The organism is Rhodococcus sp. 05-2255-1e (genome assembly GCF_002259025.1).
Classification (GTDB): domain Bacteria; phylum Actinomycetota; class Actinomycetes; order Mycobacteriales; family Mycobacteriaceae; genus Rhodococcoides; species Rhodococcoides fascians.
Genome location: NZ_NOZE01000010.1, coordinates 18,315 through 43,901, shown reverse-complemented (window position 1 = coordinate 43,901; position 25,587 = coordinate 18,315). Strand labels below are relative to the sequence as shown.

Below are 25,587 nucleotides of genomic sequence, written 5' to 3'. Positions count from 1 at the left end.
GGTGAGGCCCGAACTTCTCGAGCCGATCGACTCCGAACAGGACAGGTGGACACACGATGAAAATCGCCGTAGCCGGTGGAACAGGAACCGTCGGAACGCATGTCGTCGACGTGGCGCGTGAGCGAGGGCACGAGATCGTCGTGCTGTCGCGGTCGGCCGGTGTCGACCTCGCCGACGGGACCGGCCTGTCCGACGCTCTGGCCGGCGTCGACGCTGTCGTCGATGTCGCGTCGACACAAACGGTCTCGGCGAAGGAATCGACGGCGTTCTTCTCCGCCGTCACCCGCAACTTGCTGGCGGCCGAGATCGAGGCCGGAGTCGGCCACCATGTGGCGCTGTCCATCGTGGGGATAGACAAGGCTCCGCACTCGTACTACGCCGGAAAAGTCGAGCAGGAGAACATGATTCGGTCCGGGTCGGTGCCGTGGACGATCCTGCGAGCCACTCAGTTCCACGAATTCGCCGCTCAGATCCGTGCACGCGCGTCGTTCGGTCCGGTGAGCATCGTCCCGAAGATGGTCTCGCAACCGATCGCCGCCCGCGAGGTCGCCGATCGATTGATCGATCTGGCCGAGCACTCCCCCGCGGGCCGCGTTGCCGACCTCGGCGGGCCGAGACAAGAACGGATGGCCGAGATGGTGCGGCGCTATGCACGTGCCATCGGTGCCCGCGGCCTGGTGCTCGAGGTCCCGATTCCCGGCGCATACGGTCGCGCGATCCGAGACGGAACGCTGGTCACCACGACCGGTTCGGATCACGGTTTCCAGACCTTCGATCAGTGGTCGGCCACCCTGGCGCGATAGCCACCTGCCGCCGAACTCGAAGCTATGGACGACTTACGGCAGTTTTCCGTCCGCAACTTCGAGTTCGACAGCGCAATATCGGACAATTCACCTATTTCGGCACTTGGATTGCTGCACGCCACGAATATCGAGGCGATTTCGCTCCCATTCCGTGTGTGCGAGGACGAAGATGGCGATGACCACCATGGACGCTGTTCACCCGAAAGCTGGTTCATGCCATGACGCAATCGACCGATCGGCACACCGCAAAGGTCATCGGAGTCACCATTGCCGCCGCTGTCGGCGGGTTTCTGTTCGGATTCGATTCGTCCGTCGTCAACGGTGCAGTCGACTCGATCCAGGAGAATTTCGCTCTGTCGTCGTTCGTCACGGGGTTCGCGGTCGCAATCGCGCTACTCGGGTGCGCGGTCGGAGCCTGGTTCGCCGGTCGCCTGGCCGACAGTTGGGGCCGCAAGAAGGTGATGCTGCTCGGCTCTGCGCTGTTCACCATTTCCTCGGTGGGGTCCGGGTTCGCCTTCAGCGTCCCCGATCTGATGTTGTGGAGGGTCCTCGGCGGGCTGGGTATCGGAATTGCGTCGGTGATCGCGCCCGCGTACATCTCGGAGATAGCACCGGCTCGCTATCGCGGTGGATTGGCATCGCTGCAGCAATTGGCCATCACGGTCGGCATTTTTGCCGCGCTGCTCTCGGATGCGGTTCTTCAGAACGCGGCAGGCGGACCGTCGAACGATCTGTGGTTCGGCCTCGAAGCGTGGCGGTGGATGTTCCTGGTCGGCGTCGCGCCCGCACTGGTCTACGGATTTCTCGCGACACTCATTCCAGAATCACCTCGGTACCTGGTGGGTAAACACCTCGACGAGGAAGCTGCACGCATTCTGGGCGACATCACCGGCGAAGTGAACCCCGACGAACGCATCCGGGAAATTCGCCTGACTCTCCGGCGAGAATCCAAATCCTCGTTCGCCGATATCCGAGGACCCAAATTCGGTCTGCAGCCGATCGTGTGGGTCGGTATCACGATGGCGATTCTGCAGCAGTTCGTCGGGATCAACGCGATCTTCTACTACTCGACGACGCTGTGGAAGTCGGTGGGCTTCAGCGAGAATCAATCGTTCGTCACGTCGGTGATCACGTCCGTCATCAATGTGTCGATGACATTCGTCGCAATCTTGTTCGTCGATCGATTCGGTCGCCGAAATCTGTTGATGATCGGCTCGATCGGCATGTTCGTCGGTTTGGTCCTGGCCGCAGTCTCGTTCACGCAAGCCGTCGGAAGCGGCGACCAACTGGAATTGCCGTCGCCGTGGGGCCCGGTCGCGCTCGTCGGCGCAAATCTGTTCGTGGTCTTCTTCGCAGCAACATGGGGACCGATCATGTGGGTGATGCTCGGAGAGATGTTCCCCAATCGAATGCGTGCAGTGGCGTTGGGCATCAGTACCGCCGCGAACTGGATAGCGAATTTCGCCATTACATTGGCATTCCCGCCGTTGTCCGACACCATCGGGCTCGGCTTCATCTACTCGTTCTTCGCACTGTTCGCTCTCCTTTCCTTCTTCTTCGTCAAATACAAGATCACCGAGACCAAAGGGATGGAACTCGAAGAGATGGGCGTCTGAATCGAGGTTGTCCGAACGACGGCGGGTCGGCGGTTCTCTCGACCGATAAGGCAGGGTGGGGGGTGCACTCTGTCGGTCGATCTGCCGTCGAAAGTAGGACATGAAGCTTCGTATCGCATGCGCCGTGGGCACCGTCGTGGTGTTCGGACTGAGCCTGCGCCTGCTGTTCGGCAGTACCTCGGCACTCACCTCCGACATCGCCGAGTTCTACTCCGCGAACTCGACATCCATGGCGTTGCTGACCACGGGCCCGGTGATCTGCCTCGGTGTATTCGCCGCCACCGCACGCTATTTCGTGCGCCGGGTCCCTGTCACGCACGTTCTTGTGGTGTGCCTGTTCCTGGTGGCCGTCGGCACAGCTGTACGCGCGGTGCCGTCGTGGCCGATCCTCGTGGTCGGCACTCTCGTCGCGGCGGCGGGTATCGCGGTCGCGAATGTGTTGGGTCCGGTTTTCGTCCGTCTGGTGGTGCGGGAGTGGAGCCTGTCGGAACGACCCAGGGGCAGAGAGTGGAGCCTGTCGGAACGACCCAGGGGCAGGGAGTGGAGTTCGACAGGTGAACCCGATGCGGCGGCGGGGCGACGACTGGGGTTGTTGACCGGGGTGTTGACCGCTGTGATCAGTGCCAGTGCGGGAGTGGCGTCGGGAGTGTCCGTTCCGTTGGCCGAGGCCTTCGACGGTGGTTGGCGGATTGTGCTGGGGCTGTGGTCGATTCCGGTCGTGTTGGCTGCCGGATGTATGGCGATCTTCGGGCGAACGCTGTCGCGCGGGCGGTCGGTGGCCGGGTCGGCGACACTCCCCGACGACGCTCCTGGGAGTCGCACGGGGGTTCTGACATCGCCCGTGGCGTGGTCGTTGACGGCATTCATGGGTTTGCAGTCGTTGATGGCGTATTCGATGATCGCGTGGTTACCTACGATCTTTCGTGATCGCGGGGTGGACGCGCGTGATGCCGGTCTGCTGTTGACGGCATTGTCGGTCAGCAGCGTGCTGACTGCACTCACGATTCCGAGCCTCGCGACCAGGTTGGGGAACCAGAGCGCGTTGGCGGTCGCCGTGACGCTACCGACGTGCGTGGGCCTGCTGGGGATAGTGTCGTCGGCCGATTCCTGGGCCCTGGTGTGGGCGGTACTGCTCGGTTTGGGTCAGGGCGGGCAGTTGTCGCTCGCGATGACGCTGATGAATCTGCGGGCCTCGAACGCCCGTGATGCTGCGTCGCTCAGTTCCATGGCGCAGACGGTCGGATACGTGCTGGCTGCTGCCGGTCCGCTGGTGTGCGGGGCCGTTCATTCGGCGACGCAGCGGTGGGAACCGTCGATTGTGGTTCTTCTGGTGGTGACGATCCCCATGGCTGCAGCAGGTGCGGTGGCCGGCCGCCGCGTCGTGTTCGGAAGCGAAACGGAGCCGGCCGACGCCGTCAGAGGCTCTTGACCCAATCCGAGACTTGCTGCACCACGGTTTCGCAGGTGAGTCCGAACTCGTGGTGCAGTTGCTCCCGAGATGCGTGGTCGAGGAACCGTTGCGGCACACCGAGATCGCGGCAGGGCACGTCGACACCGGCACCTCGCAGCGCGGCCGAGAGCGTCGAACCTATCCCGCCGTGCAGGCCGCTGTCCTCGACGGTGACCACCAACCGGTAATCCTCGGCCATCTTGAGCAGCGACTGCGGGACCGGGAGCACCCAGCGTGGATCCACGACGGCAACCGAAATACCCTCTGCTTCGAGCTTTTTCGCGGCGTCGAGGGCGAGCGACCCGAACACCCCGACGGCAACGATCAGCACGTCGCCGGCGGACTCGGACGGCTCGGTCAGCACGTCGAGTATTCCGTCCAACCTGCGCACCGCAGGCACCGTCTCGGTGACCGCGCCCTTCGGGAAGCGAAGAGCCGTAGGGCCGTCCGAGGTGGCGATCGCCTCGGCCAGCTCCTCTCGAAGAGTGGCGGCGTCTCGTGGCGCTGCCACCTTCATGCCCGGAACGATGCCGAGTAGAGACATGTCCCACATGCCGTTGTGGGACGCGCCGTCGGCACCGGTGACTCCCGCGCGGTCCAACACGATCGTGACGGGAAGACCCAACAGGGCGACGTCCATCAGCAGTTGATCGAACGCGCGGTTGAGGAACGTGGAGTAGATGGCGACCACGGGATGCATGCCGCCGAGCGCAAGCCCGGCGGCCGACGTCATCGCATGCTGCTCGGCGATACCGACGTCGAACATTCGGTCCGGAAACCGCACCCCGAACGCCGCGAGCCCGGTGGGCGCGGCCATTGCGGCGGTGATGGCCACGACGTCCTCGTTCTGCTCGCCCTGCTCGATGAGCGCCGCCGAGAACACCGACGTCCAATCCGGAGCCGATTTGGATCGGGCCAGGCCGGTCGCAGGATCGATGACGCCGGTGGCGTGCATCTGGTCGGCCACGTCGTTCTCGGCATGGATGTAGCCCATGCCCTTGCGCGTCACCGCGTGCACGATGACCGGGCCGCCGTACGCCTTGGCTCTGCGCAGTGCCGATTCCATGGCGTGCTGGTCGTGACCGTCCACCGGGCCCAGGTACTTGATGCCGAGATCGGTGAACATGACCTGCGGGCTGATGGCGTCCTTCACTCCGGCCTTCATGCCGTGCAGCATCGTGTAGGCGGCGCGGCCGACGACGGGGATCCGTCGTACGATCCGGCGGCCGTTGTCGAGAATCTTCTCGTATCCCGGCTGCAGTCGCAGAGCTGCCAGGTGATCGGCCAGCCCGCCGATGGTCGGGGCGTACGAACGGCCGTTGTCGTTGACGACGATCACCAGCGACCGGTCTCGGCCGGCGGCGATGTTGTTCAGCGCCTCCCAGCACATACCGCCTGTCAGCGCGCCGTCACCGACCACAGCCACGACATGCCGGTCGGTCTCTCCCTTGAGGGCGAACGCTTTGGCCAACCCGTCGGCATACGACAAGGATGCCGATGCGTGCGAGGACTCGACCCAGTCGTGTTCGCTCTCGACCCGAGACGGATAGCCGGACAGCCCGCCCTGCTTGCGGAGTGTGTCGAACATTCCTGCGCGTCCGGTGAGCATCTTGTGCACGTAGGCCTGGTGGCCCGTGTCGAAGATGACCGGATCACGCGGTGAGTCGAAGGTGCGGTGGATCGCCAGAGTCAGCTCCACCACTCCCAGATTGGGACCGAGGTGGCCCCCTGTTGCCGATACCTTCTCGACCAGGAAGGCGCGGATCTCGCGAGCCAGTTCGGCCAGCTCCGCACTATCGAGGTCGCGCAAGTCCTCGGGCGTCTGAATTCGCGCTAGGACACCCAACGAGATCGCTCCCTCCGGCCGGAAAACATATTCGAAAAACCAGTCTACGGAGTGGCTGCACCCAGCCGCCCCGTCCAGCATTGTCTCGCCGACACTACCGTCGAGTAGGCAGGTGCCCGGGGTCAGTCGCCCCTAACCTCGAATACGCTCGAAACGGACACCCGACATACAGTGTCGCCCATGAGCAACGTCGTCGATGCCATCCTGACCCGGGTTCACGAACTGTGCCGGGACGACGCGTCGGGACAGGTCGCCGACTACATCCCCGAACTCGCAGCCGTGACGCCGGACGGCTTCGGTATCGCCCTGACGACCACCGACGGCTACCTGTACGAAGTCGGCGACACGAGGATGCCGTTCACCATCCAATCCATCTCCAAGCCCTTCACCTATGCACTCGCGCTGGCCGACCGCGGCCTCGACGTCGTCGCGGGCAAGATCGACGTCGAACCCTCGGGTGAGCCGTTCAACGAGATCAGCCTGGACGCCGTCACGGAGCGGCCCCGAAACCCGATGATCAACGCGGGTGCGATCACGTCCGCGTCGCTCATCGCCGGCCGCACCGCGGAGGAACGATTCGAGCGCATCCGAGCGTCGTATTCCCGGTACGCAGGAAGGTCTCTGAGCTTCAACGACGCGGTGTATCGATCCGAAGCGCGCACCGGACACCGCAATCGCGCCATCGGCTACATGCTGCGGTCCTTCGGCATCATCGACCACGACCCGGAGGCCGCCGTCGACCTCTACTTCCGCCAGTGCTCGATCGACGTCACGGCGGCGGATCTGGCCATGATGGCCGCGACGATGGCCAACAACGGAGTCAATCCCCACACCAAGGAGCGCGCCCTGGCACCCGCACTGGTCGAACGCGTGCTGTCGGTGATGACGACCTGTGGCATGTACGACGGCGCAGGCGACTGGGTGGCGCGGGTGGGTATGCCGGCCAAGAGTGGGGTCGGCGGCGGCATCCTGGCGGTGCTTCCCGGGCAGATGGGCATCGCCGTCTACTCCCCCCGCCTCGATTCGCACGGCAACAGCGTGCGCGGCGTTGCTGCCTGCCGAGAACTCTCCACCAGACTCGAATTGCACTTTCTGCACGTCACTCGGGCCGCGAAGTCGTCGATTCGACGTCGGTACGTCCTCACCGAGGCACCGTCGCGAAAACGACGATCCGAGATCGAACAGGCCACACTCGCTGCAGTCGGCGACCGCGCGCGGGTCTACGAGTTGCACGGGGACCTGCTGTTCTCGGGTGCCGAGACAGCGGTCCGCGAGATCGGCAACCTCGACCGGAATCTCGATGCACTCGTCATCGACGTTCGTGGCGTCGACGAGGTCAGCGACATCGCCCGTTCGATGTTCGAGGACCTACGCCACGATCTCGCCGACCACGGCTGTGTGGTGTGCCTGGTGGATCCCCGAGCCATCATGGGCCACACGACGTCGAGCCTGGACCCGAACGATCCGGCGGGCCGGGTGTACTCGAGTCTGAGCTCGGCCATCCAGTGGGCCGAGAACCTGCTGCTCGATCGGCACTGCTCCGGCGCGCGGCAACCGGCAGAGATCACTCCGGCCGAGCACCCGTTGCTCGCCGGTCTGTCCGCCGAGCAATTCGACTCGGTAATTCCCTATCTGGAGAAACGTCACTACGCACGGGGCGACGTCATCGTTCACCGTGGTGCGCCTGCAGCGGGTCTGTTCTTGATCCTGCGCGGAGAAGTGACATCGACGGCCGTGTCCGCAGACGGGGGCACACACCGCATCACGACGCTCTCCCCCGGGATGAGCTTCGGCGAGATGCCGCTGCTTATGTCGGTGCCGTTCCTGCTGGACATGGTGGCCGACACCCCGGTCGATCTGGTGGTCGTGTCGGTATCGCACTTCGAGGCACTGACTCGGGACGCCCCGGAAGTGAAGCTGGCGCTACTGGAAAATCTGGCCAGCGGCGCGTACGGCCAGATGGCCGCTGTCGTCAAGACACTCGGGCGGTTCGACATCGGCATCTGACCCGACTGTCGAACCGCCCGAGTGGACGTGCATGGCCCCTGATCAGGCGTCGAGCGTGATCAGGCGTCGAGCGTGATCATCGTGAGGACCTCGGTGGGCTGCGCCGAGCCGCCGGCAGGCTCGAGCGAGAACGCGAAGTTGGTCGACGCTCCCATGCCGTCCACCACGGTGCCGTCGCTCGACGTGAGCTGATCCTCGGTGACAACGCCGGCGGAGCGCGGCGCACCGTCGACGAACCACATCTGGTAGACCCGGCCCGAGGGCGGCTCGGGGACACCGTCCAGAGTCACCACGACCGCATCTCGGCTCAGCGAGTACGACACCTTTGCAGTGCCGCCACCCGGGAACTCCGCGGACGCCTCACGAGCGTCGGGCGCTGCGACGATCTGCTCGGCCTGGGAAGGCTGCGGGTCCGAGCCCATGGTCTGCGTGACGACGACGACACCACCGACTGCGACGACGATCGCGGCAGCCGCGGACACCATCGAGTATCGCCACGTCTTGGAACGCTCACGTCGGTGCCGGTGCAGCGGAGTGACGTTCGGCGGAAGTTCTCGGACCGTCGGCTCCTGATCGCTCGCGGCGACACGCGCGAGCACGGCCTCCCGCACGCGTTCGGGTGCGGGAGTCGCGTCTGCCGCCGCAGCCAACGCCAGCGTTTCGTGAATCTCACCCACGAGGATGTCGAATTGTGCCCGGGTCGTCTCGTCGACGCGGATTCGCTCAGTTTCGATGGCGCGCCGCTCGGACTCGCTCATCGCGTGGAGGGCGTAGACCTCCGCTTCGTCCAGCAGTCGTTGCCGTGACGCTTCACTCATTGCGGGATCACCCCCAGGCATGTCTTCAACTTGATCAATCCATCTCGTATGCGCGATTTGATCGTCGGCACGGCTACCCCGAGCCGTTCGGCAACCTCGCGATAGGTGTACCCGCTGTAATAAGCCATTCGTACCGACTCGCTCTGCGTATCGGTCAGAGTGTCGAGACAGGCCACGACCGCCTCCGATTCGAGCCGCTGGGTCACCGTCTCGAGTACCTCGTCGTGCTCGGGTGTGTGACTCACGGCACCGTACGCCGCCTCGCGGTCGGTACCCGACTGTTCGCTACGTACCCGATCGACCGCCCGGCGATGTGCCAGCGTCATGATCCACGCCAGCGGACTCCCCTGGCTCGGATCGTAATTCGGTGCCGCACGCCAGATCTGGAGGAACACCTCCTGCGCGGTCTCCTCGCTGTACCCCGGATCGCGAAGCACGCGCACCACCATCCCGTACACACGGGAGGACGTGGCGTCGTACAGTTCGGCGAAGGCCGACCGGTCGCCCTGGGCAACGGCGGCCATCAGGCGACGGAGACGGTCCGTCTCCTCGGCACGCAGATTCTTCAGCTGGGGGCTCGGTACTGCGCACACCGCATCCTCGACCGAGGTGCTGTCCTCGGACTCGGGCGGCGTTCGGTCACGGCCGGTGCCCGCAGATCCGGAAGCGTCGGAGAACGGCACGCTCATCGGACTGTCGTCCCAGCAGACGGGTTCATGATCGAGTTCATCGATCATGACACTAGTGGTCATGTAGCCCTCATATCGAAACCTCCGCGTTTTCCCGCCGCAGTACATATTCGGAACAAACACCCCGAGGGATGGTCCGCGACCGAAATTCGTTTGCGCAGAATTGGACCGGGCTTCATCCTTGGTGCGAGAATCGGACAAACGCGGGCAATCGGGCGGACAGCTCGATGGAGGGACGGACACGCATGACGGCCATCGAAACCCACGGGCTCGTCAAACATTTCGGCACCACCGCCGCAGTCGACGGCGTGGATCTGTCGATCCCGTCCGGCGGGGTGTACGGCGTACTCGGACCCAACGGGGCCGGGAAAACCACGACCATCCGGATGCTGGCGACACTTCTTCCGATAGACGGCGGCAGCGCACGAGTCCTGGGACACGACGTGGCAACCGAGCCGGAGGCCGTTCGCCGAAAAGTCTCTATCACGGGTCAATTCGCCTCGCTCGACGAGGATCTGACGGGCACCGAGAATCTCGTTCTGCTGGCGCGGCTGCTCGGCTACTCACGTCCGGCCGCCCGAGCGCGCGCTGATCAACTGTTGGAAGCATTCGACATCGCCGACGCCGGACCGCGACAGGTCAAGACCTACTCCGGTGGCATGCGCAGGCGCATCGACATCGCGGCGAGCATCATCGTCACCCCCGAGCTGATCTTTCTCGACGAACCCACCACCGGCCTGGACCCGCGCAGTCGCAATCACGTCTGGGAGATCGTCCGTGCACTGGTGGCAGGCGGCACGACGGTACTGCTGACGACGCAGTATCTCGACGAGGCCGACCACCTGGCCGGGCGCGTGGCGGTGATCGACCACGGCAAAGTCATCGCCGAGGGCACGACGGGCGAGCTGAAGGCATCGGTGGGATCGAACTCACTGCACCTGCGCGTGCTCGATGCCGGGCACCGGAATGCCGCGGCGAGAATCGTTCGAGATCTGGTCGGCAGCACCGTGACCGAGGACGCCGACCCGTTCACCGTGTCCGCACGACTGGACAATCCGGCGCAGGCGGCACCGATCCTTCCTGCTCTCGAATCCGCCGGAATCGCCATCGCATCCTTCACCCTCGGTCAGCCGAGTCTGGACGAGGTGTTCCTGGCGCTGACCGGGCACGACGCGGGAGCGGGAGTGGAGCCGGTGGGTGCGAAAAAAGCTGAAATCGACAACGGGGAGATCGCGTCATGACCACCGAGGCCCAACGATCCGCCCCACAGGCGTCGACGATCATCGATGTTCTCTCAGCCGCAGGTCCGAGGCCGGAGCGTCCGTCGTCGCTGTCGACCTCGCTGAGTTTCGGCTGGCGGGCGTTGCTGAAGATCAAGCACGTACCGGAGCAGTTGTTCGACGTGACGGCGTTTCCGATCATGTTCACGCTGTTGTTCACGTACCTGTTCGGTGGCGCTCTGGCCGGTTCGACCGACGCGTACATCCAGTTTCTGCTGCCGGGCATCCTGGTGCAGACCGTGGTGATGATCACGATGTACACCGGCGTGACGATGAACAAGGACATCGAGAAGGGTGTGTTCGACCGGTTCCGATCGTTGCCGATCTGGCGCCCGTCGCCGCTGGTCGGTGCGTTGCTGGGTGACGTCGTGCGCTACACGTTGGCGTCGGTGATCGTACTGATTTTGGGGCTGATTCTCGGTTTCCGGCCGCAAGGCGGGCTGCTCGGTGTGATCGCGTCAATCGTGCTGTTGCTCGTGTTCTCGTTCTGCCTGTCCTGGATCTGGACGATGATCGCCATGATTGTGCGCACCGAGGCAGCCGTGATGGGGATGTCGATGTTCATCCTGTTTCCGCTGACGTTCGCGAGCAACATCTTCGTCGACCCCAACACGATGCCGGGGTGGCTTCGTGCGTTCGTCGACGTCAACCCGGTCAGCTTTCTGGTGACGTCACTGCGAGGCCTGATGCAGGGCGATGTCGACACCGGCCAACTCGGAGTGACTCTGGTGCTGTCGGCGGCGATGCTGGCGATCTTCGGACCGATCACGATGCGGCTGTACAACCGCAAGTCCTGATCCGCGACTCCCGGTGCAAGCGTCAGGATGCGGCGCGGGCCCGGTGTCGGCGGACTGCGTCCCGGTTCGAGCACACGGTTCCGCAGTACCGCTGCCGTCCGGTACGTGAGGTGTCGGCGAAGGCAGTCGTGCAGTCGGCTGCGGCGCACCGATGGAGTCTGTCCATTCCGCGACCGGTCAAGTGCAGCGCGGTACCGACACCGACCAGTGCCCTGATGACGCCACCCAACGCGATGTTGGGATCGCGATAGTGCATGTGCCAGCCGTCGTCGGCATGGTTGGTCAACCGTGGGTACGCGGATGCCTGTGCAAGGAGGGCGTTCAGGGCCTCGGCCCGCTCCTCGGCTGTCTCTGCATCCACCACGCGAGCCCACTCGCGGAGAAACTCGAGTGTGTCCGCGAGATCGGCGTCGGTGGCAGTCCAGTCGGGAACGAGGCCGGCGTCGATGCAGCGGGCCCCCAATTCGCTCGGCGACGTGGGTGGCCGGTTGAGGAGGTCGATGCCCAGTTTCACGGCATATTCTCCGTAAGGGTTGAAGTGCACAAGACCATTACATCACAGTGGATGCATGGACATCGAACACAGCACACACTCCTGGACCACCCGCTCGCTCCACGACACCAGCGAAGGACTCGTCGGCTACCAGGGCTGCCACTGCGGAGCTCAACGCATCGTCTCGGTACCCGCGCAGACATTCGCCCCGGTTGCCGAAGTGGATCACCCCAGCACGTTCGCCACCGCAGGCACCACCGTGTCGAGTGCATAGCCGATGGACAGCGCCGAGTTGGTGGCGTAGGACTTCGCGACTTCCGGGTCGTCGAACACGACGTAGCGACCGTCCGCGACAGCCGGAATCCGTTGGAACAGCGGATTGTCGGTCACCTCGGACGGCGCCTTCTGGATGGGGAAGACGATCAGTACGTCGGCGTCGAGCAGGTCGAGCTCCTCCCCGGAAATCGGAACCGAAAAGCCGCGCGGCGGAAGAGAATCGATGGTCGGGCTGGTGACGAAGCCGAGCTTCTTCATGAACTCGAGTCGACTGTTCGACGAGATGTATGCGCCGTATCCGGTGCCGCTGTAGGCCCCGACCACCGCTGTCTTGCCGGCGAATTCCGGATGGGCAGCGGCCGCTGCATCGAAACGGTCGGCGATTCCTGCGAGCAGCGCGTCCCCTTCGGACTGCTTGCCGAGTGCCGTGGCCACCATCGTGACCTGCTGCTCGAGCGTTGTCAGGTAGTTGTCCGCCCCCGCCGGTATACCCACCGTCGGAGCAATGGCGGACAGCGTGGCGTACCGATCGGCGTCACCGGAGCTCTTGGTGTCGAGGATCAGATCCGGCTCCAGCGCCGCGACCTGCTCGAACGACGGCTCCTGCGTCCCGATGATCTGCGGTGGTGCGTCGTAGAGCCCGGCCGCCCACGGACCGACGCCGTCGCCGCCGAAGGCGAGCCAGTCGCTCGCACCGACCGGTGAGACACCGAGCGCGAGTGCGGTTTCCGCGTCGCCCCAGCCGAGCGCGACGACGCGCTGCGGGGCACTGTCGACGGTCACGTCGCCGAACTCGGTATCGATCGTGACAGGGAACGCAGCCGCCGATCCGTCGGACGGCGCCTCCGATCCGGGTCCGTCATCCCCGCCCGACCCACACGAGACGACGGCGGTCAGGAACAGCAGGGCGACCGACACAGCACCGACGGTGCGACGAATTCTCACCCGAGAAACGGTACGTCAGACTCGCCAAGATTGGTGAGGCAACCCTATTTACGGACGAAGCGGCCGATACATTCGACGTGGCTGGTCAGAGGAAATGCGTCGAACGCGCGCACGTCCGTCAGCTCGTAACCGGCTGCCCGGTAGAGGCTCGCGTCCCGCGCGAACGATGCCGGATCGCAGCCGATATGGACGATCGTGCGGGGAGACCGCGTCGCGAGACCTTCGATGACGTCGCGTCCGGCACCGGCTCGCGGCGGATCGAGTACCGCCACCGCCACCGATTCCGGCAATGAATCCATCGATCGCTCGACCCGGCCCGGCGCGAACGAGACCTGAGCAAGGTCGTGCAGCGCCGAACGCCCGTCCTCGGCGGCCCGGCGCGAGAACTCGACGCTGGTGACTCGTCCGCTCGATCCCACCCGCTCGGCGAGAGCCGCCGCGAACACGCCGACACCGCCGTAGAGATCCCATGCGCCGTCACCCGGATCGGCGTCCGCCCAGTCGCGCACGACGTCGGTGTACACCTGGGCCGCTCCCTTGTGCGCCTGCCAGAAGCCGGTGGCATCGAGTGTCCACGGCCGCGCCGAGACGAATTCGGTGACGCGACCCGAGCCGATGACAGCCTTTTCCGGCCTGGTCCGGGACGACGCCGCTCGACGCGCCGACGCACCGCGGCGGCCCGGAGACCGGCGTCCGGTTCGCGTCAACTGGGCAGGTGCCACCTCCACCACATGGCGTTCACCCATACCGTCGAGGACCACCTGCAATTCGGCACCTGCGCGCCACTCACGGCCCGACAATCCGTCGAACGCAACCGGATCCATTTGCGGGCACGACAACTCCGTGACGATCGAACTGCTTCGATAGCGGTGGTAGCCGGGCCGTCCACCCGAATCCACTGCCAGCCGAACACGGGTCCGCCATCCGGTGCCGTCGCCGGTGCCCGGCAACTCCTCGACCGGAACGTCCCGCTCGATGCCCGCAACGCGGCGCAACTGTTCGGCGACGACGGAGGACTTGAGTCGACGACCGGCTTCGGGGGTCGCGTGAGAATAGTCGCAGCATCCCGAACCACCGGGCCCGGAGATGGGGCAGCGAGCGTCGATGCGGTCCGGAGACGCGGTGAGGATCTCGATCGCGTCGGCGCGGCAGAACGACCCACCGCGATCCTCGGTCACCTTGGCCATGACGCGTTCCCCCGGTAGCCCGTGGCGGACGAACACCACTCGACCTTCGTGACGGGCCACGCAGAACCCACCGTGTCCGGGAGCGCCCAGTTCGACGTCGAGCACCAGCCCGAACCAGTTCTCGGTCATTTGCCCGCCGGCGGTTCGTAGCCGCGACGCGATGCACCCGGCGCATTTCCGAGCACCTCGCGCCTGGCCTTCTCCGACGAGCGCAGCTGCCACGGAACGCTGGTGACCATCACGCCGGGTTGAAACAGCAGTCGGGACTTCAATCTCAGCGCACTCTGGTTGTGCAGGACCTGCTCCCACCAGTGACCGACGACGTACTCGGGGATGAAGACGGTCACCACATCACGTGGTGAGTCGCGTCGAACTCGTTTGACGTAGTCCAGAACCGGCTTGGTGACTTCGCGGTAGGGCGATTCGACGACCTTGAGGGGTACCGAGACGTCACTGGCCTCCCATTCACGCACCAATGCTCGGGTGTCCACCTCGTCGACGTTGACGGTGACGGCTTCGAGAGTGTCGGGCCTGGTCGCGCGTGCATAGGCGAGAGCCCGCAGGGTCGGCATGTGCAGCTTGGACACCAGCACGATCGAGTGCGTGCGGCTGGGTAGTACGCCGTCCCACACCTCGTTCTCGAGCTCGCGCGCCACGGTGTCGTAGTGCTTTCTGATCATCCGCATCAGGATGAAGATGGCCACCATCGCCACGATCGCGATCCAGGCTCCGGCAGCGAACTTGGTGATCAACACGATCACGAGAACGGTCGCCGTCATGGCCAGACCGACGCTGTTGACCACCCGCGAGCGCTGCATCCTGCCGCGCTGCTCGCCATCGGTCTCGGTTCGGAGCAGGCGGGTCCAGTGCCGGATCATGCCGGTCTGGCTCAGGGTGAACGAGACGAACACACCCACGATGTAGAGCTGGATGAGCTTGGTGACCTCTGCTCCGAACACCACGACGAACACGATGGCTGCACCGGACAGGAACAGGATGCCGTTACTGAAGGCAAGGCGATCGCCGCGCGTGTGCAACTGTCGGGGTAGATACCGGTCCTGAGCGAGCACCGAGCCCAGCACGGGGAAGCCGTTGAATGCCGTGTTCGCGGCGAGTACCAGGATCAACGCCGTCACGGCGGTGATGAAGAAGAACCCAACGGGGAACCCGCTGAACACCGCCTCCGCCAACTGCGCGATCAACGTCTTCTGGTGGTAGCCATCCGGTGCCCCGATCAGCTGCGCCTCCGGGTCCATCGCGTACTTGATGCCGATCTTCTGCGCCAGCACGATGATGCCCATCAACAACGTGATGCCGATGCCGCCGAGCAGCAACAGCGTGGTTGCCGCGTTACGGGACTTGGGCTTCTCGAAGGCGGGCACCCCGTTACTGATGGCCTCGACTCCGGTCAGCGCCGCACAACCCGACGAGAACGCCCGCGCGACGAGGAACGCGAACGCGATCCCGTACAGATGCGAGTCCTCCGCTTTCAGATCGAACGTCGCCGACTCGGCGTGAATGTCGTCTCCGAGCACGTAGACCCGGAACAACCCGTAGCCCAACATCAGGAACATGCCGCCCATGAAGGCGTATGTGGGAATGGCGAACGCGGCACCCGACTCGCGGATACCGCGCAGGTTGATCGACGTGATGAACACGATGGCCACCACCGCGAACAGCACCTTGTGCTGCGCGACGAAGGGTACGGCCGAACCGATGTTCGACGCGGCCGCCGAAATGGAGACCGCCACGGTCAGCACGTAGTCCACCAACAACGCACTACCCACGGTCAGACCCGCCGCAGGACCGAGGTTGGTGGTCGCGACCTCGTAATCACCACCACCGGACGGGTAGGCGTGCACGTTCTGCCGGTAGCTGGCGACCACCACCGCCATCACGACACAGACCGCGAGACCGATCCACGGAGTGAACGTGAGCGCCGATATCCCGGCCACGGACAACACCAGGAAGATCTCTTCGGGTGCGTACGCAACCGAGGACATGGCGTCCGAGGCGAACACCGGTAGCGCGATTCGCTTGGGTAGCAAGGTATGACCGAGCTTGTCGCTGCGGAACGGCTTACCGAGAACCAGCCGCTTTGCGGCAGTCGAGACCTTGGACACGATCAGAAGCGTAGGCCGTCGGGTCGCCGGCGGCGCAACCACGCGCCCTTTGACTTCCATCCGATGCCCACCCACGGTCGAGCCGGTGACGAATCCCCGATACGTTGGTGCTCGCATGCACACGGTGGCAATGTCGTCGGCAGTGTTGGTCGGCAATCGAGATCGGGACGGAGCTGGGCGTTGTACGTAGTTGTGATGGGGTGTGGCCGTGTCGGCGCATCGCTGGCCGGAGCGCTCGAGCGCATCGGGCACGAGGTGGCGATCATCGACCGCGACGAAACCGCGTTTCTGCGCCTCGACCCCGACTTCGGCGGGCATCGAGTAGTCGGTATGGGATTCGACCGAGATGTGTTGATGCGCGCCGGAATCGAAAAGGCGGAGGCATTCGCAGCCGTATCCTCCGGTGACAATTCCAACATTATTTCCGCGCGCGTCGCGCGCGAGACGTTCGGCGTCGAGAAGGTCGTCGCCAGGATCTACGACGCCAAACGCGCCGCCGTGTACGAGCGCCTCGGTATCCCGACCGTGGCCACCGTGCCGTGGGCGACCGACCGGTTTCTGCACAATCTTCTGCGGGACGACCCCACCACCAAGTGGCGAGATCCGTCCGGGAGCGTCGCGGTGGTGCTGCTCGACTTCCACGATGCGTGGATCGGCAAGAAACTGTCGGTACTCGAGGATGCGACCCGGTCGCGGGCCGCGTTCGTCATCCGTTTCGGCACCGGACTGCTGCCCGACAAGCGCACCGTGATCCAGGCAGGCGACGAGGTGTACGTCGCTGCCGTCTCCGGGACCGTCGCCGAGGCCATCGCATTGGCCGGCAATCCGCCACCGTCGGACGACTGATGCTCGCCCGTACGTTGTTCTCCTCCCCCATCGACCCGAACGGGAAGCCATGAAAGTCGCCATCGCCGGTGCCGGCGCAGTCGGCAGATCCATTGCACGCGAGTTGATCCGAAGCGAGCACGAGGTGATGCTCCTCGAACGCAAACTCGACCACGTCGATCAGGCCGCGGTACCCGAGGCCGAATGGGTGCTCGCGGACGCCTGCGAGTTGAGTCTGCTCGAGGCCGCCCATCTCGAGAACTACGACGTGGTGATCGCCGCTACCGGCGACGACAAGGCGAACCTGGTGCTCAGCTTGCTGGCCAAAACCGAGTTCGGCGTGAACCGCGTGGTGGCCCGGGTCAACGACCCCAGAAACGAATGGCTCTTCGACGCGGCCTGGGGTGTCGATGTCGCAGTCTCGACCCCGCGCATGCTGGCGTCACTGGTGGAGGAGGCCGTGTCGGTAGGCGATCTGGTCCACCTGATGACATTCCGCAAGGGACAGGCAAATCTCGTGGAGATCACTCTGCCCGAGAACACGCCCCTGGCGGGCAAGCCGGTACGCAAGCTCCAGCTACCGCGGGACGCAGCACTGGTGACGATTCTTCGCGGTGGCCGTGTCATCGTTCCGCAGCACGACGATCCACTCGAAGGCGGTGACGAGTTGCTCTTCGTCGCGGCGAAAGAGGTGGAGGACGAACTACGTGCTGCGGTCGGTCTGACCTGACGGCAGCTCGTCGGCCTGTTCGTCGTTCGATGCGAGGTCCAGCGCTCGATCTGCCTGACGCACCGCCCACAGAGTCACCAGTAGGGCTACGCCGGTCAGGGGCCACCCCATCCCGATCCGTGCCACTGCGAGCCAGCCGGTCTGGTCCGAGTCGTAGAGCTGGGACTGAACGATGTAGCGCGCAGCGAACACCGACGCCCAGGCGATGGTGGCCACGTCGTAGTAGCGAACCGCAGACCGCTCCCGACGCCACGACGTTCCCTTGCCGTTGAGGTAACCCCAGATGACGCCGACGAGCGGCCACCGGGCGAGTACCGACAGCACGAACGCCCCGCCGTAGACGAGTGATGTATAGATGCCGAACAGGAAGTAGCCCTTGGCGTCCCCGGTGCGGTACGCGATGAATGCGCAGATGCCGACGCCGAAGAATCCGGAGATGGCCGGTTGTATCGGGCTGCGGCGTACCAGCCGCCACACCAGAACGGCCGCGGCGACACCCAACGCCGCCCACAGAGCGACCGACAGGCCGAAGTAGCTGTTGAACGGGACGAAGACGACCACGGGCAGTGTGGAATACACCAATCCGCTCACGCCACCGAGCTGCTCGAGCACGGTGGGGGCGGCGGTCTTCACGGCGTCCGGCGTCGACGCGTCGGGTACCGGTTCCGGCGTGTTCGACGTTCTCGGGTGAGGCACTGCATCGTCGCTGTTCGTCACGAGAACGAGAGTGCCATACCGGGGACGATCAGTTGTCGTCGCGCAGTTCGTAGTACGGGTTGTAGACGATCTTGCGCCCATCGCGTTCGCCGACCCGGCCACGCACCAGGACCGTCTTGCCCGGCTCGATTCCGGCAATCTTGCGCCGGCCGATCCACAGGAGAGTCACCGTGTCGGTGCCGTCGAAGAACTCCGCTTCGATGTTTGCGTTCGCGGCCTTGGAACACGCTTCGACGCTGCGTAGACGACCCAACATCGTGACCTCTTCGCCACGCGAGCAATCGCAGGCGCGTCGAGCTCCGGACGCTTCGGAGGATTCGGCCATCTCCTCGGCGTCGAGCTGATCGATGTCCTCGGTCAACTTTCGCGTCAAACGGCGAAAGTATCCTGCGGCAGCGGGTGCCATTGTGCGCTCCTGCGGGTGGGGGTCGTCTCGCAGCTCCACTCCTGGGAGCAGTTGCGGCGACCTGGGAGTTTCCCTCGTCATAGCTGGTACTTCGCCACTGTAGACCCGATCCGGCGCGCTGACCAACCACCGCCACGCCGTCGAACGGGGGCGTGCACAATCGTCTCGTGCACACCCGATTCGAGACCTCCACCGCGATCGTTCTACCGGGGACGGGATCGGACGCACAGTTCGCGCAGGAGGCATTCGGGCAGGCGTTCGAGGTTGTGGGATTGACCACTGTCGCCGTGGAACCCGACCCGACCGGCGTGGTGAGGAGCTACCTCGGTGCCCTCGACGACGCTGTACGCGCGCACGGTCCCGTCGTGGTCGCCGGAATCTCGCTGGGTGCAGCCGTCGCGGCGCACTGGGCCGAACGCAACCGCTCGAGTGTCGTCGCGTTGGCGCTGGCGCTGCCGGCGTGGACGGGCGATCCCACCGGCTCACCGGCTGCACTGAGTGCACGGTTCACGGCTGGGTCGCTTCGCGAACACGGGCTCGACAGCGTCACGGCGACCATGGCCGAGTCGAGCCCAGAATGGCTCGCGCGCACCCTGGCGCGATCCTGGGCGTCGCAGTGGCCGGCACTCCCCCGCGCGCTGGACGAGGCGGCCTCGTACCGAGGCCCGGAATTGGACCGTCTCGCGCGGATCGACGCGCCGACCGTCGTGGTCGGCGCGGTCGACGACCCGGTGCATCCGATCGCGGTGGCGGAGCAGTGGGCTCGCGCCCTACCGAGAGGCGTACTGCGGACCGTGACGTTGACAGACATCGGACTCGACCCCGCGGTCCTGGGCCGAGAAGCCGTCGACGCTCTGACCGCGGCGCTCGACGTCTGACGCCGATCAGCCCCCCAGTTGCTGAATCGCCGATCCGGACGCCCCGCGGCGCGGAGCGCGCTCGGCACCGGGTTGTTCGGCGTCCGGTTGCGGAGTCGACTGCTGCTGCGCCGCATCGGTGTTCGCATCAGGGGCAGCAGGCTGCGCCGGCGCGGCCTGCTGCGCTGCTTGCTGCTGCGCGGCAGCCGCCAGTTGCTCGGCCAACACCTGCGGCAGAACCACCGGCAACGGAGTACGCACCGGGTGTGGATCGGTGCCGCGGTCGACGACGGTCTGTCGAAGAATCGAGTGCGCGAGCTGGACCAGGGGCTGGCCCTCCGCCACCGCGCCCGACGGCCCGGCGAGGACGCATCGAACCATCCAGCGATACCCGTCGACACCGATGAAGCGCAGATCGGCGTTGGCGGTGACACCGACCAACTCGCGGCCCCACGGCCCGGTCTCCACGGTCGTCTCGGCCTTGTCGTTGCGGAGCGATGTCGCCAGATCGGCCGCCACCTCGCGCCACTGCCCCGGAGACTTCGGGGCAGCGTAGGCGGCGATGGTGATGCGCCCGAACTGGGTGACGATGTGTACTGCCTGCGGGCTGCCCGCCTGAGACATCTCGACCTGCAGTTGCCCGCCCTCGGGGAGAGGGATCAACACCGAGCCGAGATCCAGCCGGTTCGCCGCGACGCTCTCGCGATCCTCGTCCAGATCACCGAGATCGTGGGGCCCCTCGACGGTCGTGCCCGCGGTCGCATCGTCGTTGTCGTCGTCGCGGCCGTCGACGAATGGCTCCGCGCTGGACGCGGAGGCACTGCCGGCGTCGTTCTTCTTACGCCGTCCGAACATGTTCAGCTCTCTTCTTCTCGGTTGCATTCAGTTCGCTGTACACCGACGACCGTCGCGACAGACGCACTACGTAGGACGTCACTGCACCAGACTCGCATGTCCGCCGGTCGAACCGTGACCACCGTCCCCTCGAACGGTGTCGTCGAGTCGATCCACTTCGACGAACTCGACCAATTCGACGCGCTGCACCACCAACTGAGCGATTCGATCGCCGCGATCGAGCACGATGGGCGTCCGGAGATCGTGGTTGATCAAGCAGACCTTGATCTCCCCGCGGTATCCAGCGTCGATGGTGCCAGGGGTGTTGACGACCGACAGTCCCGATTTGGCCGCCAGGCCCGAGCGCGGGTGTATCAGTCCCACCATCCCGAGGGGCAAGGCCACCGCAATCCCCGTGCCCACGAGAACCCGTTCGCCGGGAGCGATCGTCACTGGGGCGGTGATCCGCAGATCCACACCCGCGTCACCCTCATGCGCACGCGTGGGAACCGGTAGATCTGGGTCCAACCGGCGAAGTCGAACCTCCCCGGGGCGGTCCGGGGGCACCTCGAGCTGGTCGCCGGAAAGAGTGTTGCGGGACTCGATGACTTCGTCACTCACGTCGAACGAGACTACGCTGATCTGCTTCGCCGTCGGCGCGGCGACTACCCTGGGTGGGGTGACTGCAGATCGACAGGCCGATCGGGCGAACCCCGAGTCCGACGACCCCACCTCGCGTGCCGGTTCCCCCGGCTCGGAGTCGGTGCTCTACGCCGAACGACTGTGGGTACCCCTCTGGTGGTGGGTGGCCGGCGCAGCGCTGGCGGTACTACTCGCAGCGGAGGTACACATGGGTGCCCCCGGTGTTCGCGCCTGGCTGCCCTACGTGTTGCTCCTGCCCCTGGTCGCCTGGGCTCTGGTGGCGTTCAGCAGGCTACGTGTGCAGGTGGTGGCCACCGATCCGAGCTCGGACTCGGCCGAGTCGTCGTCCGCCGGCCTCGAGCTACGGGTCGGCAAAGCGCATCTGCCTCTCGATGTCGCATCCAAGGCAGCCGTGGTGCCCGCGACAGCAAAAAGTGCGGCGCTGGGAAGGCAGCTGGACCCGCTTGCCTTCGTACAGCACCGCACCTGGGTGAAACAGATGGTGATCGTCGTACTGGACGACCCGGACGACCCGACGCCCTACTGGTTGATCAGCACCAAGCGGCCGGAGGATCTACTCGCCGTGCTCAGTGCCCACGGCGTGGAAGCTCGCTGACCCAGCCGTCGGGCTCTCGCTGCGAAACCTCACTGCCCGGCCGCTCGGCCGGGCATTGCCTGCCCTCGATCAGGGCCTGCCGTCGATCAGGCAGCGCAGTCCCGGCACATGAGGACGCCGTTGGCATCGCTGGCCAGTCGACTGCGGTGGTGCACCAGGAAGCAGCTCGAACAGGTGAATTCGTCCGCTTGCTTGGGAACCACCCGGACCGAAAGCTCTTCGCCGGACAGGTCGGCACCCGGGAGCTCGAAGGACTCGGCGGTGTCTGACTCGTCCACGTCGACGACTGCGGACTGCGCCTCGTTGCGGCGAGCCTTCAGTTCTTCGAGAGAGTCCTCCGAGACGTCGTCGGATTCTGTTCTTCTCGGAGCGTCGTAATCGGTTGCCATTGTTCTCGTAACCCCTCATCTTCGTACGTGTGTGTGGTGGAAGCTGCCGGTGTGGTCGGCTTGTGGCCGTCGGCTGTGAAGAGGGCGCTTGCTCGCTCCCACCGATTTGATTCTCGATCGAACAGGTTCATCACGCGGTGCCGGAAACTACACCGGGTAGTTCCCGAATTCCGCCGGTTGAAACTCGATCGAGATTTCGCTCACCTGATCGACGATTCACCGGCAGCTTTCTGTTTCTTAAGCACTGCGGCCGCCAGACAATAGCCGACGCCGACCCCAAAGCCGAAACCGAATCGCCGATCACTTCATTGCCTCCGTGCACGCCGCATCAACACCGAGATCACCGGCTTCATTCCGCAGTCCGCAGAAGCAGTTCTGCTGCTGGTTTTCGCGGTGCAAACGGGTCGCGTGCACTGCTTTGGGCGACCTCGCGGCCGAGTGTGCCGTCGCCGAGGACCGCGGGCATCTACAGTAGGCACGCGTCGGTGTGAACCGACTCCGTGTACCGGTCTCGGCGACTGCCGACGGAAAGGCGAAGAATCACTGTGGTTTCTCTGATCACCGAAGGCCAGCCGGTCGACGACCGCGGCCGTCCGTTCCGTCGACGCCGCGCACTTCCGATCATCGCCGTGTTCGCAGTACTCGCTCTGCTCGCCGTGGTCGTGTGGGTCAAGGTGTTCACCACCACCGAGACGACATCGGCCACTGCCGAATGCAACACCCCGACCACGACCGCTGCCACCGACGGAACGCAGCCGGTTGCCCTCGGCGAGGAAGTCGACCCGACGACACTTCTCGACGTCGGGCCTGCCGCCCTGTCGGCATCGAAGGTACGAGTGTTCAACGCCAACGGCGAACGCGGCCAAGCTGCACACGTGGCGGCTCAGCTCAGTGACTACGGCTTCGCGAGTGCTCCGGACGTGCAGGTGGGCAACGATCCCGTCTACGTCGACCAGAACATGCAGTGCCAAGGCCAGATCCGATTCGGATCCGCGGGTATCGGTGCCGCGAGCGCAGTGTGGCTCCTCGCACCGTGTGCAGAACTCATCGAGGACTCGAGGACCGACGACTCGGTGGATCTGGCACTCGGCACCTACTTCAGCGAGATTCAGCCGAACGACGACGCAGAGGAAGTGCTACGCACGCTGGCGGGCGCAGCCCCCGGTGCCGCGCCGCAGCCCCTCGACCCCGATCTGCTCGCCGCCGCGCGCCAGTCTCGTTGCTGAGTCGATCGCGCTGCTGAGACGGTTGCACTGCTGAGACGGACCAGTCCGTCAGCTCGGAATCGGATCGAGTGCGCCGACGAGTCGTAGGGCGGCAGTCAGGGGTTCGGCGATTCCCGGGGCCATCGCCACGGTGACGACTCCGTCCGCACTCGTCGACGTCGCTGCGGGCACATCGACGAGGGCTCCGGCCTCGGCAGCGATCAGCGACCCCGCCGCCCAGTCCCACGGGCTGAGCCCGTGCTCGAAGTGTGCGTCGACGGCACCGGACGCGACCATGCACAGATCCAGTGCTGCAGAACCGATTCGGCGAATATCTCGCACCTTCGGCAGAAGTTCGGCGATGATCGCGCCCTGCGCCGCGCGGCGTCGTGATCCGTACCCGAATCCGGTGGCCAACAACGTCATCGACAATTCGGTCACACCCGAACACTGCAGCCGTTCGATACGACCGTCTGCGTACCGAGCCGTCGCCCCATGCCCCTGCGCGGCGGAATAGACCACATCGCGTGCCACGTCGACGACGGCCCCTGCCACGCTCACTCCGTCGATCTGCACCGCAACAGAGACCGCGTACGCAGGAATTCCGTACATGAAGTTGACGGTTCCGTCGATCGGATCCAGCACCCATCGAACTCCGGCGACGGATTCGTCTCCGCCACCTTCCTCCTCACCGAGGATGGAATCGGTGGGACGCAGCTGCGCCAACAATTCCCGAAGAACACGTTCGGTTTCGGTGTCCACGACGGTGACCGGATCGGTCGGTGTGCTCTTGGACTGCACGGCACCTGCCTCCGCAGCGGGACTGCCGCCGAACACCTGCGGACGACGCGTTCGCACGTGTTCGGCTGCCTCCGTGGCAACCCGAACGGCGACCCCGCGCAGTGCCTCCACATCACGTGTCGTCGGTTCGGTATCCGACCGTTCTACGGTTGCCGGCGTCTGCGGCAATTGCTCAGTGGCGGTGTGGGTCTGCGTTCCGTCATGTTTCGACACGCGTACATCGCAACACACTTCGGCAGCGCGGCACCACCGCGCCACTCGGCGGGCGGTCCGCTGCAGCGTCGGCGTCACGTCGACGAACGGACGGCACTATTGTTCCGAAGCGACGGCACACACGAATTCGATCAGGCCAGGAGCGGCATCGACATGACACAGCCAGGTTCGGACAACAGCACCGCGGCGACGGCCGAGCGTCACGGGTTCGGCGTCGACGTCGGTGGCAGCGGCATCAAGGGCGGCATCGTCGACCTGAACACCGGTGAGCTCGTGGGCGATCGCTACAAGATCGAGACGCCTCAGCCCTCGACCCCCGACGCCGTCGCGCGGACCGTGGCCGAGATCGTCGCGCATTTCGAGTGGACCGGGCCGATCGGTGTCACCCTGCCCGCGGTGGTCACCAACGGTGTGGCGCGTTCGGCCGCCAACATCGACAAGAGCTGGATCGACACCGATGCGCGCGCACTGTTCGGGAAGGCCATCGGAAACGAGAACATCACCGTCCTCAACGACGCGGATGCCGCTGGGGTCGCCGAGGACAAGTACGGCGGCGGCAAGGGCAAGGACGGGGTCGTCGTTCTGCTCACGTTCGGCACCGGCATCGGTTCCGCCGTTCTGCACAACGGAGTTCTGCTGCCGAACACCGAATTCGGACACATGGAGATCGGCGGCAAGGAAGCCGAGCATCGCGCGGCGTCCTCGGTGAAGGAGAACAAGGGGCTGTCCTACAAAGAATGGGCCAAAGAGGTCTCCACCGTGCTCGCGACGTTCGAGGCGCTGCTGTGGCCCGACCTGTTCATTGCCGGTGGCGGAATCAGTCGCAAGAGCGAGAAGTGGATTCCGCACCTGACCAACCGAACTCCGGTGGTCCCCGCGACCCTTCTGAACACGGCGGGGATCGTCGGAGCGGCCCTCGCGGCGGACAGTGCCGTCGCGTCCGCCGAGACCGGTACATCGGCTGGATCACCGCACTGACACGCGGTGTCGCCACCTGCGAAGGACGAGGGTAGGTAACAAAC

Annotated in this window: 26 protein-coding genes; 13 read left to right on the top strand and 13 right to left on the bottom strand. The window is 65.2% G+C overall.

Annotated elements, in window-relative coordinates; all coding sequences use genetic code 11:
* Positions 1-56: 56 nt before the first annotated feature.
* From CH262_RS08205 to CH262_RS08190, 3 genes are all read left to right on the top strand, one after another.
* Complete coding sequence (locus tag CH262_RS08205; protein ID WP_032387304.1) at positions 57-803, top strand: SDR family oxidoreductase; 747 nt, start codon at positions 57-59, stop codon at positions 801-803.
* Between the two features lie 218 nt (positions 804-1,021).
* Positions 1,022-2,419, top strand: coding sequence for a sugar porter family MFS transporter (locus tag CH262_RS08195; RefSeq protein ID WP_032365061.1), 1,398 nt, complete (start codon positions 1,022-1,024; stop codon positions 2,417-2,419).
* A 100-nt stretch (positions 2,420-2,519) separates the two neighbouring features.
* Positions 2,520-3,848: an MFS transporter gene (locus CH262_RS08190; RefSeq protein ID WP_037167951.1), complete on the top strand. Its 1,329-nt coding sequence runs from the start codon at positions 2,520-2,522 to the stop codon at positions 3,846-3,848.
* On the opposite strand, the gene dxs is transcribed toward CH262_RS08190, so the two are convergent.
* Positions 3,835-5,715, bottom strand: coding sequence for a 1-deoxy-D-xylulose-5-phosphate synthase (dxs, locus tag CH262_RS08185; protein WP_032387302.1), 1,881 nt, complete (start codon positions 5,713-5,715; stop codon positions 3,835-3,837). The genes CH262_RS08190 and dxs overlap by 14 nt on opposite strands.
* A 180-nt stretch (positions 5,716-5,895) precedes the next feature.
* Between dxs and glsA the strand changes: the two genes are divergently transcribed.
* Positions 5,896-7,722: a glutaminase A gene (glsA, locus tag CH262_RS08180; protein WP_094717414.1), complete on the top strand. Its 1,827-nt coding sequence runs from the start codon at positions 5,896-5,898 to the stop codon at positions 7,720-7,722.
* Between the two features lie 59 nt (positions 7,723-7,781).
* Here the strand turns inward: glsA and CH262_RS08175 are convergent, their stop codons facing one another.
* Both CH262_RS08175 and CH262_RS08170 read right to left on the bottom strand, forming a co-directional pair.
* On the bottom strand, positions 7,782-8,540 hold the full coding sequence (locus CH262_RS08175) for an anti-sigma factor (RefSeq protein ID WP_094717413.1): 759 nt from the start codon (positions 8,538-8,540) through the stop codon (positions 7,782-7,784).
* Positions 8,537-9,292 (bottom strand): sigma-70 family RNA polymerase sigma factor, encoded by a 756-nt coding sequence (locus CH262_RS08170; protein ID WP_027496905.1) that lies wholly within the window; start codon positions 9,290-9,292, stop codon positions 8,537-8,539. Before CH262_RS08170 ends, CH262_RS08175 begins: the two co-directional genes overlap by 4 nt.
* A gap of 164 nt (positions 9,293-9,456) precedes the next feature.
* Between CH262_RS08170 and CH262_RS08165 the strand changes: the two genes are divergently transcribed.
* Positions 9,457-10,470, top strand: a complete 1,014-nt coding sequence (locus CH262_RS08165; RefSeq protein ID WP_094717412.1) for an ATP-binding cassette domain-containing protein — start codon at positions 9,457-9,459, stop codon at positions 10,468-10,470.
* Positions 10,467-11,306 carry an ABC transporter permease gene (locus CH262_RS08160; protein WP_027496904.1) on the top strand — a complete coding sequence of 280 codons (840 nt, stop codon included), beginning with the start codon at positions 10,467-10,469 and terminating at the stop codon, positions 11,304-11,306. Before CH262_RS08165 ends, CH262_RS08160 begins: the two co-directional genes overlap by 4 nt.
* A 22-nt stretch (positions 11,307-11,328) precedes the next feature.
* Here the strand turns inward: CH262_RS08160 and CH262_RS08155 are convergent, their stop codons facing one another.
* Positions 11,329-11,850 carry a CGNR zinc finger domain-containing protein gene (locus CH262_RS08155; protein WP_179274947.1) on the bottom strand — a complete coding sequence of 174 codons (522 nt, stop codon included), beginning with the start codon at positions 11,848-11,850 and terminating at the stop codon, positions 11,329-11,331.
* Positions 11,851-11,875: 25 nt separating this feature from the next.
* Between CH262_RS08155 and CH262_RS08150 the strand changes: the two genes are divergently transcribed.
* Complete coding sequence (locus tag CH262_RS08150; RefSeq protein WP_037219315.1) at positions 11,876-12,073, top strand: hypothetical protein; 198 nt, start codon at positions 11,876-11,878, stop codon at positions 12,071-12,073.
* On the opposite strand, the gene CH262_RS08145 is transcribed toward CH262_RS08150, so the two are convergent.
* From CH262_RS08145 to CH262_RS08135, 3 genes are read right to left on the bottom strand one after another with little or no spacing between them, the layout of a single operon-like run.
* Positions 12,025-13,020, bottom strand: coding sequence for an iron-siderophore ABC transporter substrate-binding protein (locus tag CH262_RS08145; protein ID WP_256988740.1), 996 nt, complete (start codon positions 13,018-13,020; stop codon positions 12,025-12,027). The two genes, CH262_RS08150 and CH262_RS08145, sit on opposite strands and share 49 nt — an antisense overlap.
* Before the next feature lie 44 nt (positions 13,021-13,064).
* Positions 13,065-14,336, bottom strand: coding sequence for a class I SAM-dependent RNA methyltransferase (locus CH262_RS08140; RefSeq protein WP_094717411.1), 1,272 nt, complete (start codon positions 14,334-14,336; stop codon positions 13,065-13,067).
* Positions 14,333-16,330, bottom strand: coding sequence for an APC family permease (locus CH262_RS08135; RefSeq protein ID WP_032372799.1), 1,998 nt, complete (start codon positions 16,328-16,330; stop codon positions 14,333-14,335). The genes CH262_RS08140 and CH262_RS08135 overlap by 4 nt, the downstream gene beginning before the upstream one ends.
* Before the next feature lie 180 nt (positions 16,331-16,510).
* On the opposite strand from CH262_RS08135, the gene CH262_RS08130 reads away from it, so the two are divergent.
* Entirely contained in the window at positions 16,511-17,176 is a 666-nt protein-coding gene (locus CH262_RS08130; RefSeq protein ID WP_179274946.1) for a potassium channel family protein, read from the top strand.
* A gap of 49 nt (positions 17,177-17,225) precedes the next feature.
* The gene (locus tag CH262_RS08125) at positions 17,226-17,885 is read left to right on the top strand and encodes a potassium channel family protein (protein WP_032365054.1); all 660 of its coding nucleotides are present in this window, start codon (positions 17,226-17,228) and stop codon (positions 17,883-17,885) included.
* Here the strand turns inward: CH262_RS08125 and CH262_RS08120 are convergent.
* Both CH262_RS08120 and CH262_RS08115 read right to left on the bottom strand, forming a co-directional pair.
* Positions 17,859-18,518, bottom strand: a complete 660-nt coding sequence (locus CH262_RS08120; protein WP_027496897.1) for a DUF3159 domain-containing protein — start codon at positions 18,516-18,518, stop codon at positions 17,859-17,861. The two genes, CH262_RS08125 and CH262_RS08120, sit on opposite strands and share 27 nt — an antisense overlap.
* A 112-nt stretch (positions 18,519-18,630) precedes the next feature.
* Positions 18,631-19,008, bottom strand: coding sequence for an OB-fold nucleic acid binding domain-containing protein (locus CH262_RS08115; RefSeq protein ID WP_027496896.1), 378 nt, complete (start codon positions 19,006-19,008; stop codon positions 18,631-18,633).
* A 167-nt stretch (positions 19,009-19,175) separates the two neighbouring features.
* On the opposite strand from CH262_RS08115, the gene CH262_RS08110 reads away from it, so the two are divergent.
* Positions 19,176-19,886, top strand: a complete 711-nt coding sequence (locus CH262_RS08110; protein ID WP_256988739.1) for an alpha/beta fold hydrolase — start codon at positions 19,176-19,178, stop codon at positions 19,884-19,886.
* Between the two features lie 6 nt (positions 19,887-19,892).
* On the opposite strand, the gene CH262_RS08105 is transcribed toward CH262_RS08110, so the two are convergent.
* A complete protein-coding gene (locus CH262_RS08105; RefSeq protein ID WP_094717409.1) occupies positions 19,893-20,720 on the bottom strand; it encodes a DUF3710 domain-containing protein in 828 nt (275 codons plus the stop codon).
* Between the two features lie 78 nt (positions 20,721-20,798).
* Complete coding sequence (gene dut / locus CH262_RS08100; RefSeq protein WP_027496893.1) at positions 20,799-21,266, bottom strand: dUTP diphosphatase; 468 nt, start codon at positions 21,264-21,266, stop codon at positions 20,799-20,801.
* A gap of 196 nt (positions 21,267-21,462) precedes the next feature.
* On the opposite strand from dut, the gene CH262_RS08095 reads away from it, so the two are divergent.
* Entirely contained in the window at positions 21,463-21,957 is a 495-nt protein-coding gene (locus tag CH262_RS08095) for a DUF3093 domain-containing protein (RefSeq protein ID WP_032400856.1), read from the top strand.
* Positions 21,958-22,043: 86 nt separating this feature from the next.
* On the opposite strand, the gene CH262_RS08090 is transcribed toward CH262_RS08095, so the two are convergent.
* The gene (locus tag CH262_RS08090) at positions 22,044-22,346 is read right to left on the bottom strand and encodes a DUF4193 domain-containing protein (protein ID WP_027496891.1); all 303 of its coding nucleotides are present in this window, start codon (positions 22,344-22,346) and stop codon (positions 22,044-22,046) included.
* 545 nt (positions 22,347-22,891) lie between these two features.
* On the opposite strand from CH262_RS08090, the gene cei reads away from it, so the two are divergent.
* Positions 22,892-23,572, top strand: a complete 681-nt coding sequence (gene cei, locus CH262_RS08085; RefSeq protein ID WP_094717408.1) for an envelope integrity protein Cei — start codon at positions 22,892-22,894, stop codon at positions 23,570-23,572.
* Between the two features lie 48 nt (positions 23,573-23,620).
* On the opposite strand, the gene CH262_RS08080 is transcribed toward cei, so the two are convergent.
* Positions 23,621-24,520 carry an inositol monophosphatase family protein gene (locus tag CH262_RS08080; RefSeq protein WP_373453773.1) on the bottom strand — a complete coding sequence of 300 codons (900 nt, stop codon included), beginning with the start codon at positions 24,518-24,520 and terminating at the stop codon, positions 23,621-23,623.
* A gap of 198 nt (positions 24,521-24,718) precedes the next feature.
* On the opposite strand from CH262_RS08080, the gene ppgK reads away from it, so the two are divergent.
* A complete protein-coding gene (gene ppgK, locus CH262_RS08075; RefSeq protein ID WP_094717526.1) occupies positions 24,719-25,543 on the top strand; it encodes a polyphosphate--glucose phosphotransferase in 825 nt (274 codons plus the stop codon).
* Positions 25,544-25,587 lie beyond the last annotated feature (44 nt).